Source organism: Cesiribacter sp. SM1 (genome assembly GCF_020178975.1).
Classification (GTDB): domain Bacteria; phylum Bacteroidota; class Bacteroidia; order Cytophagales; family Cyclobacteriaceae; genus Cesiribacter.
Window position 1 is genome coordinate 304,114 of the sequence record NZ_JAHXBU010000088.1, and the last position, 16,122, is coordinate 320,235.

A 16,122-nucleotide genomic window follows, 5' to 3' on the forward strand; every position below is an offset into this window, starting at 1 on the left:
CATTTTAGTGCAAAAGAAAGACATAGTTTGTGTTGCCCTTCCTACCTGGGAGGGCGACTATATGAAGACGATTGTTCAGATTATGTCGTTGCTGGCAAAGCGGCACAGGGTTCTTTATGTAGACTACACCTTTACCTGGAAAGATGCCCTGATGGCAGCTGTGGGCAAGCAAAAGGCTCCCTGGCAGCGTATGCTTGGCTTTACCCCAAGATTAAGAAAAATTCATACACGCTTTGGATCAGAGGTGCATGTGCTTACGCCTCCGCCTGTGATGCCTGCCAACTGGATAACCTCTCCCGGCCTGTACAAAGCAGTGATGGCACAGGAGGGTAAGAAGGTAGGGGAGAGCGTGCGTGGGGCCATACATGACCTTGGCTTTAATAATCCAATCGTGATCAATGCCTTCAGCCCGTTTTTTGGTGTGCCCATGGCTGGTAAACTAGACGAATCCTTATTGGTTTACTACTGCTATGATGAAATCAGTGCGGCGCAATGGTGCGGCAGACATGGTGCCTGGCAGGAAGAAATTTTCATGAAACAGGCAGATGGCGTTATCACAACCTCAGATGCCCTGCTGGCTGCTAAAAGAAAACTGAACCCAGCTGCATACTTAGTGAAGAACGGGGTTGATTACAACCTTTTTCACCAGGGCTTCCGGGAGTTGCCACCGGCAAAGGAAAAACAGAAGGTGATTGGATATTTAGGCTCTGTAGATGATCGCATTGATGCCGATCTGCTTGCTTATTGCTTTGAGCAAATGCCTGAATATAAGTTTGTGATTACAGGTCGTATTGTTTCGCAGGCCATGGCCGATCGCTTCAGAAAGTATGCAAATGTAGAACTAAGGGGAGCGCGCCAACCAGAGCAGTTGCCTGCGGAAGTGGCTGGTTTTCATGCCGGTATGATACCTTTTGCCTGTAATAGTTTTACCAGGAACATCTATCCCCTGAAAATTAATGAGTACCTTGCCGCAGGCCTGCCTGTGGTAATGACAGATTTTGCTGACCTCAATGAGTTTTCAGCTATTGCTGCTGTGGCAGCCTCGAAAGAAGATTTTGTAAGAAAGCTACAGCAGGAAGTGGAGGCCGATACACCTGAGAAAAGAAAGCAAAGAGCAGGCTTTGCTATACAAAACAGCTGGGAAAGCAGGGTAGAGACCCTGGAAGAAGTGCTTCAGGATCTTTTAGAACAGAAAACAGCCAAAGCAGCGGTATATTAGGGAAGTTGAACAGAACGGATGATTTATGGAAGAAGATCCCATCAAAAATACCAAGGAAGCAACACTGGAAAAGCTTGTATTTGTTTTTCTGGCGGCGGTGTATATATATATATTCGTAAAGATGATGTTTCTTTAAAATGCCCCAGCTTATCAATCTATTAAGGATTAACGAGGGTGAGAATAGTGGTGTTCATCCTGTCATTCGCTCAATACTGCTTTTGCTGATATTGCTGGGAGGATCGATTGCGCTTACTTTCCTGATGGTCAGCAAAGGCTGGGTTTTTGGCGTATATGCGCTGTGCCTGCTGATAGGCCTGCCTATGGCCTGGATTTGCTTCAGCAATCCCCTGCAGGCGCTGATTGCCTCTGTCATTCTTTCTTACCTGATTTTTGTGGTAAGGCGTATTTCGGGTATATATGATCTGCCCACTGGTACTGTGTCTGATGCAATACTGGTAATAGGGGTGCTGGGTGTCATGTACAGGAAAAGTAAAATTGCCGAACCACTCAAAAATCCTATCACAGTTGCCTTTTTTATCTCCATCGGATATTTGTTTATACAGGTTGCCAACCCCAATGCATTCAACATAGAAGCATGGCTTAACCTGGCACTGCGGGGTATAGCTGTTAAGGTATCTGTTTTTGTACTTTCCCTGCATGCCTTCAAGACTAAATCTGATGTAAAAAATTTCACCATCACCTGCCTTGCGTTTGCATTTATTGCAGCCTTGTACGGCATGTACCAGGAGCTGGTGGGGCTACCCGATTTTGACCTTAAATGGGTAATGAGCGACCCGGTGCGCTACAAACTTTTCTTTATTAATGGCCAGTTAAGAAAGTGGTCAATACTGGGAGAGGTAAGTTCGTTTGGGGTAATCATGGCCTTTTCAGCAATTACAACACTTGTGCTGGCACTGGGGCCATATAAAGCCTATAAAAAAGTGCTGCTGGTTATTGCAGCATTGTGTATGCTAGTTGGTATGAGTTATTCCGGTACACGTACTGCTTATGTAATGGTACCGGTTGGTATTGCATTTTATGTAATGCTAACCATTACCAGCCGTCGTACCCTGGTGTTTGCAGTAATTGCTTTTGTTGCAGGTGTTGGATTGATGTTTGGCCCTTTTTATGGCGGCACGCTAAGCCGTATCAGAACGGCTTTCCAGCCTTCAGACGATCCCTCCATGCAGGTTAGGGAAGCCAATAGGGACCTGATACAGCCCTATATGCATACCCATCCGATGGGAGGTGGTGTAGGTACAACTTCCAATGCAGGCAAAAAATACTACCCGGGACACTACCTATCTGGTTTTCCTCCCGATAGCGGCTATATGTTAACGGTTCTGGAAACAGGTTATATTGGTCTGGCAATTACCTGCTGGTTATACTTTGTGACGCTGATGATAGGGGTGCGGAATTTTTTCCGATCGAGAGACCCGGTCATCAAGAATTATTATGCCGCCTATATGGCAGCTTTTTTTGCAATCACCATTGGTAACATAGCACAAAATGCTGTGTCATACCCACCGGCAGATATTGTCAATATTTGTATCCTGGTGCTGATGTTCAGACTTAAAACGATCGACGACAACTCAACCTCTACTCATAATGAAACTATTCACTAAACGGCTTTTTTTATTGCTGCCATTTTTAGCAATGCCTGTGTGTTACTCAGCTGCGCAGCAGGTGGATTACAACAGGATCATACCGGCGGCCTCTGTTGCAAATGAAGATTTTGCAGAAAAGCTGGTGCGTTTGAGCTGGCAAAACCTACCCTCTAACATTGCAACCCAATCTCAGATTATAATTGCGGAGAATGCTGTTACCATGGCCCGCTGGTCGTGGCTGGATAGGCTTACTTTTTCTTCTAACTTAAATGAGTACACCATTGGCGCGCGTGATTTACCTGATGGTAGAACTGCTTTTTGGCCTAAATATAATTTTAACATCTCCTTTTCGCCTGGCATGATCTTAAAGGTGCCTATGGAGATTAAAACAGCAAAGGAAAATCTTAGGCTCACCCAGCTTGCCACCGATGAGCAGAAGATACAAACCAGGAACCTGGTACTGCAGCGCTACCAGGACTACCTGATGCAAAAACAGGTACTTGAAATGGAAGCCCGGATGCTCGAGAGTGCCACTACAGAGTTTGAGCTGAAAGAAGAACGCTTCAAGCGTGGACAGCTGTTGCTGGATGAGTACAACGAATCTGCCAGGGCGTACATGAGCCAGCAAAGACAAAAGCTTGCTGCAGAAACGAACTACATTAAAGCCAAGCTGGAGCTTGAATCTCTTATAGGTGTTAGACTGGAAGATGTTAAATAATCAATAATCAGTGAAAGGCTCCAACAGGAGCCTTTTTTATTGGCGTAACTTTAACAGCATTTACGTTCTTCAGGGAGTGCATTATTTGCTGCCCTGTTTCGCTGCTGGGGATGCGATCCATCCGCTAATGCTTAAGCTGCGGTTTGTGGTTAAGAGGCAGTAAACTCTATCTAATTTCATGTACTTATATAAGTAAAGTCTGTTACCTGCCCGACTGCATGGGCGGTTGGGCTGTATACTCATGGGCGCCAACATCGAAAGAAGCACCCTGTGGGCGTGGATTTTTGTTGTAGTCAAACTCAAAGTAGGGTAGAGGAGTGCCTTTGTCTATAACCGGGCTTTGCGGGTTCAGCTGGTAGTTATCGGCAGCGGCATCCATAAACAGTACTTCATCAACCGTAGGAACAAACAGGTTATTGCTCTGGCTGAAATTTACAGTGTTGTCGATGATATAGATGTACTGGTTTCTCGAATAATAATTTTTAGGCAGGCTGCCAGGAGCAACCAGCAGGTTATTGATAAAAGTAGAGCCTTCTGTTTTGCGGGAGTACATGCGGATAGCATCGCGTTTGGGAGCGACGATTGTATTATTGTGAGCGTGAAATGCTTTGCCAGGCAATACAGTACCTCTTTCGTCGATAAAGATACCATCTACACCAGCCCTGATGATCAGGTTGTTGTACATGTATACGTCTCCCATGCCCAGGCACTGGATGCCCATGCCGCCGCCATCGATGATCAGGTTGTTGTAGTATTTACCCGTTGAGCCACCGCCTATCTGCAGGCCGTTTACCTGTACAGGTTTGAAAGGATCTGCTCCATAGCGGCGAATGGTGTTGTTGTATACCTCTACATTTTTAGTGGCTGCACTCACCTGTATGCCATCTGCACCGGTATCTTCGGTAATGTTGTTGTACACGCGCAGGTTTTCTACTGCATGTGGGTAAAGGGTGCCGCAATCAGAAGGCTTGCCAAAATACCAGGTATGGCCAATATAAAGACCTTCACCAACTGTATGGTGGATGAAGTTATCGTGAATGGAGACGTTCTCCATCACAAAGTTGCCCTGGTGGTATTCCTCATTTTTACAATTAGGATCCATCTTGGCCATAATGCCCGCAAAACCGGCAGAGGCAATCTCGATGTGGTCGAGCTCAAAGTCTGATTCTGTAACATACATGGCAGTGCCCTTAGTCGCTTTCCTGATCAGGAAACCGTAGCGATGCTCCGGGCTGCCAGTGCCTGTTACCCTGAAGTAACGGCAGTTTTCGAAATTGAAGGTGCCGGCTCTTTCGGTGTTGTCAAAGACTACCTGGCCACCGCAGTTTTTGAATATGATAGGTTTCTCTTTGGTGCCCTGAAACTCCCTGAAAACCAGCCTTCCCCTCACGCCAGCTTTAATGCACACCACATCGCCTGGTTTAACGCCTGGCATATCAGATCCCCTGATGTAGCTCTTATTTGTATCCACCACATAGTCGCAGTCACAGTCCTGTGCCTGGGAATCTGCTGAGTTTAGACTAGTAAAAAAGACTAGTAAAAATAAAAACTGATATTTCTTCATCCTGCTAAGGCTGTATTGTACCCCGACTGTTCAGGGTGTATGCTACTCAAAAGTATAAGAATATACTACAATAGAACGGAAAGGGCATAAAAAAAGCCGGCAGCGCCGGCTTTTAATTATTGGTTAAGACTACAATTTTAGGAACCTGATGGTTTCTACACCATAGGTAGATACTACCCGGATGATATAATAACCAGACGGGAATCTATCCTGATCAAGCTCTATGCGAATTGATCCGTTCTCATCATTCGTAAATTCTGATGCCGTTAAGCGAACATTTCCGGAAAAGTCAAGGATCTGAATATCCAGCTTTACATCTTCCCTGGTGTATTCGTAGCGCAGAATGATGTGATCTTTGGCGGCATTAGGATATACACTGTACTCGATCAAATCACGGGTCTGGCCCTCATAAGTGCTGTCCTGCTCCTGTGTTACCGGGTTTGTTGCAGCAGCACCCTTGGCTACTTTCTTACTATCAACATAACCGGTAGCTTCAATGGTCATGGCATTCAAGTAAGCAAACTTAGAGTTCCTGCCTTTTTGAACCAGCACTTTGATTTTACCTGTAGCATCTGCCTTGGCATTGTTGATGGTAACCGTTTTCCGGGTGTTGAAAGAAGCGTTGAGTGAAACCGTGTTTTTACCGATGGTGTAAAGGGTAGTACGGTTGCCTCCTGCATTGCGGCTGCCAAAGAAGGTAAATGAATAGTACTGGTTTGGTTCCAGACCACCTATTTCCATTTCTTCTGCCTCATCACGCTCTGACCAGAAGCATGTTTGCATTACCTTATCGGGGTATACACCAGTGTTTTTACCAGTAACCATACCCAGGTCGTTATAACCGTTGGTGCCTGTTCTGGCATAACCCCATGGCGTAAGGAGTGTGATATTAACAGAAGTCTGCTTACCTGCATTATCTTTCAGGGCAGAAAGTCTGTACAGTGGGTTCGGGTCAGTGTCGAAGTTATTCCAGGGGCCTGAAGCATTCATTCCATTGTTAAAGTTAACCAGGATCTGCTTGTTCAGTCTAAGTGGATCTCCTGTTTCAACTGAAGTGTCGTCGCCGGTGCCAACTGCAATTTCTTCAGAGAAGGAAGTGTTTTTGAAATTCACCTTAGCTCTTACTTTAAAGTAGTAGAGCTTGTTGTGCTCAATGCCACCTACGGTGTAGTTTTCCTTGTTAGATCCGGTGCTGCCAACCTGCTTATAGCTTCCGTTATTGTCGTTGCTCATGTAGATTTCATAGCCAGACTCCTTGCTGCTGTTGTCAGCCCAGGTAAGGAAAACCAGGCCGGTGTTTCTGTTAAGGGTAGCAGTCAGGTCTGTTGGCGTATCACTATCTGCCGCAGGTGCATCAGGGCTGTCTGTTCTGTCGGCCTCGCTGCCGGTTTGATTATTGGTAGTGAAGAGCTTTTCAGCCGGAATCCGCTGCTTCTCAAATCCAGGGCCAGCATAGCTCACTTCAAGCATTTCATCGCTGTTTTTTTCAAAATAGGTTACCCTGATCGCGTGTTTACCTGCTGTTAGTGTTGCTGTTCCGGAACGCTCCTGAACTTTGTGAGAACCATCATTATTTACAACCAATAAGTCATTGATAAACAGTTGGCTGCCGTCATCAGAATTTGTGTAGAATGTATAGGTGCCAGGCTCATCTATTTGCACGTATGCTTCAAATACAAATCCGAAGTAGTTAGGCTGGGTTGTAGGGCTCAGGCTGAAATTGCTTACCACACCTGTTTTTGTGGGCGTAAGTGCGTTAAAGTTTGGCAGCCTGCTCCATGAACTCTTGTTAGAGGTAGCATAAAACCTGTAGTTCACGCCCTGATTGTCTGAGGTTGCAGGTTCTTTCGCAACTATCGCAGGGTTTACGGTTACCAGTACTTCGTCAGAGGCAGATTCTTTTGCATCGTCGGTAGCAGTGAAGCGGAAGGTATAAGTACCCTCCTGCAGATTGCTAAGGGCAAGGCTGGTGGTGTTCTGGCCACTCAGGCTGGCTTCAGGTCCGCTAACTTTTGTCCAGGCTACAGCAGTAATGGTTCCATCGGCATCTTTGGCAGAGGCAGTGAGGGTAAGGCTGTTTTCTGGCAATGTAATGGCTTTATCTGCACCTGCACTTACCACAGGTAACTCATTTGGTGCCGGAGGTGCTGGTGTAGGATCAGGTTTAACCGTTACAATTACATTATCTGCAGTAACTGCAGCTTTGTCGTCTGTTGCAGTAAAGCGGAAGCTGTAATCACCTTCTGTCAAATTGCTTAAGCTAAGGCTGTTGGTAGCCTGGCCAGCCATGGTAGCTGTTGGGCCGCTGATCTGTGTCCATTTAACTGAAGCAATAGTGCCATCAGAATCAGTAGCTGTAGCCAGTAATGAAAGGGAGTTGGTAGGCAGGGTAATAGTTCTGTCTGCACCCGCATCAACTACTGGAGGCAGGTTGGCTGGCGGAACCGGAGCTGCAGGAGCGGGCTTAACCACAACCACCACATCATCAGACTGAGCAGCACCTGCATCGTCTGTTGCTGCAAACCTAAAGGTGTAGGTTCCTTCCAGTAATTTCGCAAGCTTAAGCGTGTTCGTGTTCACACCGCTTAGATCTGCTGCTGGTCCGTTTACTTTGGTCCATATCACCGAGACAATCTTTCCGTCAGTATCAGTGGCCGATGCTGTTAGCTGGAGGCTGTCTGCTGGCAGGGTAATTGTTTGATCGGCACCTGCACTTACAACTGGCAGCTCGTTAGGAGTAGTCTGATCGTTAGCTGAAAACTCATGAGCGCCAACATCAAATGAAGCACCCTGTGGTCTTGGATTGTTGTTATAGTCAAAGCCAAAATAGGAGAGAGGTGCACCTTTGTCTACACCAGAGCTTTTTGCCTGCAGCTGGTAATCATCGGCTCCTGCATTCACAAAACCGGCTTCTTCCACAGTAGGAACAAAAAGGTTGTTGTTTTCGCTGTAGTTTACAGTTTTATCAATGATGTAAATGTACTGGTTCCTGGTATAGTAGTTAAGGTTAAGGCTTCCGGGGGCCACCAGCAGGTTGTTTACAAAGGTGCTGCCGGTTGTGTTTCTGGAGTACATGCGGATAGCATCACGCTTTGGAGCCACCACTGTATTGTTGTGAGCGTGGAATGCCTTGCCGGGCAGTACAGTACCTCTTTCGTCTACAAAGATACCATCTACACCAGCCCTGATGATCAGGTTGTTGTACATGTATACATCACCCATGCCCAGGCACTGGATGCCCATGCCGCCGCCATCAATGATCAGGTTGTTGTAGTATTTACCCGTTGAGCCACCGCCTATCTGCAGGCCGTTTACCTGTACAGGTTTGAAAGGATCTGCTCCATAGCGGCGAATGGTGTTGTTGTATACCTCTACGTTTTTAGTGGCCGCACTTACCTGTATGCCATCTGCACCGGTATCTTCGGTAATGTTGTTGTACACGCGCAGGTTTTCTACTGCATGTGGGTAAAGGGTGCCGCAATCAGAAGGCTTGCCAAAATACCAGGTATGGCCAATGTAAAGACCTTCACCAACTGTATGGTGAATAAAGTTATCGTGAATGGAGATATTCTCCATCACAAAGTTGCCCTGGTGGTATTCTGTGTTATTGCAGTTGGGGTCGATTTTGGCCATAATGCCTGCAAAACCGGCAGAGGCAATCTCGATGTGGTCCAGCTCAAAGTCTGATTTGGTCACAAACATGGCAGAGCTGTTTCCGCCTTTTTTGATCAGAAAGCCGTACTTATGCTCCGGGCTGCCAGTACCCGTTACACGAAAGTACTGTGAGTTGGCAAAGGTAAAGGTACCGGCAAGATCAGTGTTGTTTTCGAAGACCACTTGTCCGCCGCAATTTTTAAAGATCAGGGGCTGTTCTTTGGTACCCTTAAAATCTTTAAGAACAAGCCTGCCTCTTACACCGGCCGTAATGCAAATTACGTCTCCTGGTTTTACATCAGGCATGTCGGCTGCTCTTACATAGCTCTTATCCGGTCCTATTACATGATCGCAGCCGCAGTCTTGTGCGTTTGCAGAAAATGATAGGAAGGAAAAAAGAGCAATCAGAGAAAAGGCAATAATCGTCTGGAGTAGTTTGTTGATAAAATTTGTGTTCATACAGCTGTCCCTCTATGCTATTTTTAAATTTTCCGTTGTCAACTTTTTCTCGGTTTTACTTGCAGTGATTTGCGGGTCGGCAAGTGTTTGATCAGTAAGTTGTTGCTGTGTAATGCAAGTATAGGGGGTGTGGCGCTAAAAAAATTAGTTGTATTAATCCCACACTTACAGAGTCAGATTCTATATTAAATGGCTAAAGCTGTGGCTTAAACAGAGGCAAGAATAACTAACGGTGTGAGTAAGTTGTGGAAGGCTTCTACAACTTTGCCAGCTAAATCTAAATACCTTGAGGAATAGTACTATCTTGCAAAAAAAGTGTGGAAGTGCCTGGGCATGTAAGGAAGCACAGGTTTGATCAAATTATAGGTATTAAAATTTAATTAAAGCTAGTTTTTTGGCCGTGAAAGCACTTACAGTTGCGCTCTCTCTACTGTTTTTTGCCTGCTTAGCTGCTCTTAAAATTTCACCTGAAGCATGGTGGGGTTTATCACTTTTAGGGTTTTTGGCTCCTTTGTTGTGGATCGTTAACCTGCTCTGGCTGCTGCCTGGCCTGATCAGGCCCAACTGGTGGCTGGGGTTTACGGTGGTGGCTGTAGTGGCCGGCTTAGGGCTTGTAAATGATACTGTTGCTTTTTCTGGGGAAAAGAGCCCTGGTCCGGGAGCAATCAAGGTTTTAAGCTATAATGTAAGCCATTTTAACAGGCCCAAAGGCTATCATTTTGAAGCCGATTCTGGCATCTTGCGCAGTACTGCAGATACAAGGGCGTATATAGACTGGGTAGTTAACAATACCGCAGATATAAAGTGCTTTCAGGAATTTTATACTTTTTCAGGAAGCACAATTTTTAATACAGATGCCAGGCTTCGGCAGGAGGGCTGGGTACATTCATACATTTCTACAGATACCCTGCGCATTAACAGGTCCCAGTTTGGTGTAGCAATCTATTCAAAATACCCTATTGTAGATAAAGGTGTGTTATTCATAGGTCGCACCGGGTTTAACAGGGGCATTTGGGCAGATGTAAAGATCTACAATGATACGGTTAGGGTAGTGAATGCGCATTTGCAGTCTGCCCAGCTACAGCGTATTCTATATAAGAATAAAGAGCGGGGTTTTAAAGAAGCTGCCAAAAGAACATTTTGGTCGTTCAGGAAAAGTCAGCAGGAGAGGGTGGAACAGTTACGCAAAGTGCTGGCTATAACAGATAACAGCCCGTACCCGCTTATTATATGTGGCGATTTAAACAGTACGCCCTACAGCCCCGTTTACCAGATACTGGATGATAAACTGGTTAATGCCTTCGAACAAGAAGGGAGTGGGTTTGGTTTTACTTTCAATCATCCAAAAATGTTTTTTTTACGTATAGATCATCAGTTCGTCTCTAAAGAAGTAGAAGTCCTGCACTTCAATACAAGGCAGGATGTTCCGTTCAGTGCGCACTTTCCAACAGAAGGCTGGTACTATTTTACAGAAAGAGAATAAGATAACTGTTATCCCCAAAGCAAATGCTCAACATTTTAAAGTAATTAATTTGTATATTTTTTATTTTAAGTTTAATAAATGTAATTTGTGTTTATTAGCCAGGATTGATTTTACTTTTTGATTATGATTTCTTATGCGCTCTCTCTTCTGAAATTACCCGGAATTTTAAGGCTGATACGGGTAAAGCAATGGGTAAAGAACCTGTTTTTATTCATTCCGCTATTTTTTGCTGGTAAATTATTCGATGTAAACGCCCTTTCTTCTCTTTTTGCAGGCTTTGTTGCTTTTAGCCTGGTTGCCAGTGCTGTATACATTCTCAATGACTACAATGATATTGAAAAGGACAGGGCTCATCCTGAAAAGCGAAACAGGCCACTGGCTTCTGGTCTTATAGGCATTCCTTTTGCTTTTACCCTAATGTTTATCATACTAAGCGCAGGTATGCTCCTGGCCTGGGTACTTGATCCTGTTTTTTTTGCCACCCTGGCAATATACCTTACTGTTAACCTTGCTTACTCTTTTGGCCTTAAGAACATTGCCCTGCTGGATCTTTTTATTATAGCGCTGGGCTTTATTTTAAGAATTGTTGGCGGTGGTTTGCTGGCTGGGGTAGCCATTACCCAATGGCTGGTGATCATGGTGTTTTTGCTGGCGCTCTTTCTGGCACTGGCCAAAAGGCGCGACGATCTGATGATTTTCCAGCAGTCGGGGCAGCAGGTGCGGAAGTCGGTGGAGAATTACAACATACAGTTTTTAGACTCCTGCCTTACGCTGATTTCTGCCATCATCATGGTGTCTTACATTATGTACACAATTTCACCTGATGTTATTCAAAGACATGATACTAATCAGCTTTATATAACCGCGGTGTTTGTAATTGCAGGTATGATGCGCTACCTGCAGATTACCATGGTGGAAAATAAAAGTGGCTATCCTACCAGGATACTCTTCAACGATACTTTTATTCGTATTACCATCATTGGCTGGATCATCTGCTTTTACGTAATACTCTACTTCCCTAAATTTTAAGCCATTCAGGTTAATGAAAAAAACTATTGCCAACTGGGGCCAGTATCCCTGTTTGGAAGCAGATGAGCTCCACTTCAGGGAAGAAGAAGAAATAGCTGAAATTATTGGAAAATCGGCATCACTGATTGCCCGCGGCCGGGGCCGGTGCTATGGCGATGCATCCTTGGGTGAAACAGTAGTCTCCACCACGCGCTTTAACAAGTTTATTTCTTTTGATAGGGACAGGGGAATACTGGATTGCCAGGCGGGGGTAAGCCTGGAAGAGGTACTGAAACTGGTAGTGCCTGCAGGATGGTTCCTGCCGGTAACTCCTGGTACCAAATTCATTACTGTTGGGGGTGCCGTGGCTTCTGATGTGCATGGCAAAAACCACCACAAGGAAGGCTCTTTCTGCAAGTGGGTGCTCGACTTTAGCCTCATGAACAGTAAGGGGGAGCAGGTGTTATGCAGCCGTGAGCACAATGCAGAACTGTTTGAGACAAGCTGCGGAGGTATGGGGCTTACCGGCATCATTACCAGGGTACGTTTTCAGCTTAAAGCAATAGAGACTGCCTACATTAAGCAGACCCAGCTAAAGGCTGCTAATCTAAAGGAGGTATTCCAGCTCTTTGAGCAGTATAGGGATGTTACCTACACCGTTGCCTGGATCGATTGTCTGCAAAGCGGTGACAGCCTTGGCAGAAGCATACTGATGCTGGGAGAACACGCACAGGCAGAGGAGCTGCCACGGAAGCTGCAGCAGGCTCCCCTGCAGCTTTCAGACAAGCTGAAGCTCTCCGTTCCCTTTAACTTTCCTTCTTTTACATTAAACAGCTACTCAATTAAAGCTTTCAACTTTGCCTACTACCATAAGCTAAGGAAGCAGCAGCAGAGCAGTATTGCCAGCTACGACAGCTTTTTTTACCCTCTTGATTTCGTGCACCACTGGAACCGCATGTACGGTCCCAAAGGTTTTGTGCAGTACCAGTTTGTACTGCCCCTGCACAACAGTTATGAAGGCCTTACTACTATTCTGCAGCGCATCAGCAAAAAAGGAATGGGTTCTTTTCTGGCGGTGCTTAAGCTTTTTGGACCACAGGAGCAGGGCCTGATCTCTTTTCCCATGGAAGGCTACACCCTTGCCCTGGACTTTCCTGTTTGTGATGGACTTTTCCCTTTCCTGGATGAGCTCGATGAGCTGGTGCATGAACTGGGAGGGCGCATCTACCTCTCCAAAGATGCCAGGATGAAGTCATCAATGTTTTTTAGGGGCTATCCCGGGGCCGTAGATTTCATCAGGAGTCTGGAAAGCTTCGATCCTGATCATAAATTTGTTTCACTACAGCGAAAAAGACTGGCCATACCAGCATGAACTACATCTTGATTTTAGGGGCTACCTCTGATATGGCCTATGCCACTGCCAGGGAGTTTGCCCAAAGGGGTTGGGGCTTATTACTGGCTGCCAGAAACGAAAAGCAACTTGCCGTACTGAAAAATGATCTGCAGACTCGTTACAATGTACCAGTGCACACACTGGTTTTTGAAGCCGCAGACTTTGGCAGCCATGCTGACTTTTACTCCCGGCTGCCCCACCAGCCAGAGGTCACTGCCCTTTTCTTTGGCTACCTGGGGGAGCAGGAAAAAGCGCAGGCAGACTGGGAGGAGGCTAAAAGGATTATTGATGCCAATTATACAGGGGCTGTTTCTATTCTCAACCTGGTGGCAAATGATTATGAACAGAAAAAGAAGGGCTGCATCATTGGCGTTAGCTCGGTGGCAGGAGAAAGAGGGCGTAAGAGCAACTACCTGTATGGCAGCGCAAAGGCGGGCTTAACCGCTTACCTTTCCGGCCTGCGCAACAGGCTTACGGCAGCAGGTGTGCATGTAGTAACGGTAAAGCCAGGCTTTGTGGCCACCCGTATGACAGAGCACCTGAAACTGCCAAAGCCGCTTACCGCCAGCCCGGAGCAGGTGGGTAAAGCTATCTTTAAAGCGTACATAAAGAAAACAAATGTGCTGTGGGTGCTGCCGGTCTGGCAGCTTATCATGCAGAACATCCGGATGATACCTGAAGCTGTATTCAAAAAAATGAACCTCTGAAAGTACAGAGGTTCATTTTTTTGAATAGGTGCTTCCCGGCCACTGATGATAGGCCGGGGCTGCAGTAATATCTTAAGCCTTAGGTTTCCAGCGGGAAAGATCACGGTTGATCAGCTTCTCAAGTTTATCGATATCATCGGCATAGACTTCGCTGTAGAAGCGCTTTTTCACTTCTGGTGTTACTGGCGGACGTTCCAGGTTTTTCTTCCTGATGTTTTGCACCATTTTTTGTGACGCAGTACTTTTCTTCAACAGCTTTACCACACCACCGGGTAATACTGCCTTTGCAGATTTGATCAAAACACCATCGGCACCAATCAGTGAATTGATGAAGCCATTCTTGGGCTTGCCAGACAGGTTGTAGGTAACTTCCATGTTTGGCTGAAAGCTATCATCTACACCAATAAAGCCAAAGAGTTCCTTCATCACCTTTACAGGGTTTTTCTGCAAATCCTCGTAGAGGAAAATCTTGATCTGTTCCCGGGGAAAAAACTCAAAATAGCGGGAGAGGTGTTTATAGTAAAAGCCCTCCTGCACCAGATCGTTCCGTGTCCACCACACAGTATTATTCTTATCCAGGGCATCCTCAAAATTTGGTGTAGGCAGCCTGCCATCTCGTGCAAGGTGCAGGTAGCGGGAGTAGAGTCGGCTGGTAGGTTCACGAAGAATAACAATCAGCTTTGCCTCTGGCAGGTATTTGCGGATATTTTCGGGCGAACGCTTACCATACAAGTACATAGGAGAGGTTTCGCCAATGGCCTTTGCCCTGGTGGCCTGGTTAAAAAGTTTTACATACTCCTCCCATACAGTGACAGACTGTGGATAGTGCTTAAAGCGCTCAGGGTCCTGCTTTCTGCTTCTGACAAGCTCTTCTCCCTCTAATTCAAAAAAGTTAGTTTCTTTCACCGGACACATAAATACTTCCGGGTGTTGATCCAGGTATTTATGCAGTGAGGTAGTACCTGACTTACCTGCACCGATAATAAGAAATGTTGGCAACAAAGAGTTCATAATCATTTGTAAATCCGGTAAATATAAAAAGTCTGACTGCTACTGAAAATAGCAGCAGAATACTGCAGTTTTATAGGGGCACTACTTCAGCTTTGCCTTTGGTTGCTTGTTTTGCTCTTTTTGTACTGAACAGCCTGTCCTTCAGGCGTAAAAATCTGCTTTCGTACTGCTGGAAGCTAAGCCAGGAAACCAGCCACACCAGGCAGAAATATAAGACGAAAGATAACCATCCTTTTCCTGTAATGGGTGCCATCACTTTGATAAAAACGGCCATAATGGCCCAGTGAAAAACATACATTCCATAAGATACCCTGCCAATTGCTACCATAACCGGATGCTCAAAAAGCCGTAATGGGTAAAATTTTGATAAGCTGTTGCTGGTAATTAAACTTATGATGAAGGCTGCAAAGCAAAAGTTCAGCAAAGTATACGACCAAACGTGCTGATAGTTTTGAATTACACCCACTCCATACCCAAAATTATGAAGATTTTGTTCGGCACCCTGCATTTCCAGCAGGTACCAGTTTAAGCCACCAACCAAAATTGTAAAAGATGTGGCAGCAATCAGTAAACGGCCCGGATACATTATTCTCTCCGGCAGCCTGAAAAGAGTAATGGCACCACCCATGGCAAAGGCATCGAAGTGGCTTAGGGTAGACCAGTAGATTGCTTCACCGGCAGCTTCATCACTTAGGCTGCCGCCAATAAGCCACTCACCCAGCAGGTATCTGGCAATTGGCCCTGCAGCAATGATGAGCAGTAGCATGCGTTTGAGCCATTTTTCTGAAAGCACAAAGACCAGCAGGGGCCACACCAAGTAAAACTGTTCCTCTACCGAGAGCGACCAGAAATGAGTGAAAAGAGGGGAGTGGGTCCAGTCGGCAGAGAGGCGTGTAAAGTTAAAGGTGTAAGTCCATAAATAGGGCAGCATACTAGTGGTGGATTCCGGCATGGAAACAAACAGGAACACCAGGCTTACCAGTAGCAGGTAGGTAAAGTAGAGTGGAAAGATGCGCACAGCTCTGCGCCAGTAAAACCTTTTAAGGTAAAAGTCCAGGGACTGGTTTTTTTCGTGCAGCAGAATACGGGTGATCAGAAAACCAGATAGAACAAAGAAGATTTGTACGCCTATCCAGCCGGCATCAAACAGCTGAAAGTGAAACAGCATAACCAGTGCAACAGCCAGGGCTCTTATTCCATCCAGAGATCGGATATAATTAGTCATAAAAATTAGAAAAATATTCTAAGTTCTTTAAAGATACATACGATGGGATTAACCATTATACGTAAAGGCAAAAA

At 45.7% G+C, this 16,122-nt stretch carries 11 protein-coding genes; 7 read left to right on the forward strand and 4 right to left on the reverse strand.

All coding sequences use genetic code 11. From position 1 onward, the window contains the following. Positions 1–7 precede the first annotated feature (7 nt). The 3 genes from KWJ01_RS28345 to KWJ01_RS15060 all read left to right on the forward strand — a co-directional run bounded on the left by KWJ01_RS28345 (position 8) and on the right by KWJ01_RS15060 (position 3,544). Positions 8–1,219, forward strand: coding sequence for a glycosyltransferase (locus KWJ01_RS28345; RefSeq protein WP_224997449.1), 1,212 nt, complete (start codon positions 8–10; stop codon positions 1,217–1,219). A gap of 137 nt (positions 1,220–1,356) precedes the next feature. Beyond that, positions 1,357–2,844, forward strand: coding sequence for an O-antigen ligase (locus KWJ01_RS15055; protein WP_224997451.1), 1,488 nt, complete (start codon positions 1,357–1,359; stop codon positions 2,842–2,844). Positions 2,845–2,881: 37 nt separating this feature from the next. Next, on the forward strand, positions 2,882–3,544 hold the full coding sequence (locus tag KWJ01_RS15060) for a TolC family protein (RefSeq protein ID WP_224997452.1): 663 nt from the start codon (positions 2,882–2,884) through the stop codon (positions 3,542–3,544). Positions 3,545–3,746: 202 nt separating this feature from the next. Here the strand turns inward: KWJ01_RS15060 and KWJ01_RS15065 are convergent, their stop codons facing one another. Next, complete coding sequence (locus KWJ01_RS15065; RefSeq protein ID WP_224997453.1) at positions 3,747–5,018, reverse strand: right-handed parallel beta-helix repeat-containing protein; 1,272 nt, start codon at positions 5,016–5,018, stop codon at positions 3,747–3,749. A 219-nt stretch (positions 5,019–5,237) separates the two neighbouring features. Next, complete coding sequence (locus KWJ01_RS15070) at positions 5,238–9,221, reverse strand: PA14 domain-containing protein (RefSeq protein ID WP_224997454.1); 3,984 nt, start codon at positions 9,219–9,221, stop codon at positions 5,238–5,240. Between the two features lie 511 nt (positions 9,222–9,732). On the opposite strand from KWJ01_RS15070, the gene KWJ01_RS15075 reads away from it, so the two are divergent. From KWJ01_RS15075 to KWJ01_RS15090, 4 genes are all read left to right on the forward strand, one after another. Next, positions 9,733–10,704: an endonuclease/exonuclease/phosphatase family protein gene (locus KWJ01_RS15075; protein WP_224997455.1), complete on the forward strand. Its 972-nt coding sequence runs from the start codon at positions 9,733–9,735 to the stop codon at positions 10,702–10,704. Between the two features lie 123 nt (positions 10,705–10,827). Continuing rightward, positions 10,828–11,733 carry a decaprenyl-phosphate phosphoribosyltransferase gene (locus KWJ01_RS15080; protein ID WP_224997456.1) on the forward strand — a complete coding sequence of 302 codons (906 nt, stop codon included), beginning with the start codon at positions 10,828–10,830 and terminating at the stop codon, positions 11,731–11,733. 13 nt (positions 11,734–11,746) lie between these two features. Beyond that, entirely contained in the window at positions 11,747–13,084 is a 1,338-nt protein-coding gene (locus tag KWJ01_RS15085) for an FAD-binding oxidoreductase (protein WP_224997457.1), read from the forward strand. Further along, positions 13,081–13,812 (forward strand): SDR family oxidoreductase, encoded by a 732-nt coding sequence (locus tag KWJ01_RS15090; RefSeq protein WP_224997458.1) that lies wholly within the window; start codon positions 13,081–13,083, stop codon positions 13,810–13,812. Before KWJ01_RS15085 ends, KWJ01_RS15090 begins: the two co-directional genes overlap by 4 nt. 72 nt (positions 13,813–13,884) lie before the next feature. On the opposite strand, the gene KWJ01_RS15095 is transcribed toward KWJ01_RS15090, so the two are convergent. Continuing rightward, positions 13,885–14,823, reverse strand: coding sequence for a sulfotransferase (locus tag KWJ01_RS15095; protein ID WP_224997459.1), 939 nt, complete (start codon positions 14,821–14,823; stop codon positions 13,885–13,887). Positions 14,824–14,893: 70 nt separating this feature from the next. After that, positions 14,894–16,048: an acyltransferase gene (locus KWJ01_RS15100; RefSeq protein WP_224997461.1), complete on the reverse strand. Its 1,155-nt coding sequence runs from the start codon at positions 16,046–16,048 to the stop codon at positions 14,894–14,896. Positions 16,049–16,122: the final 74 nt, after the last annotated feature.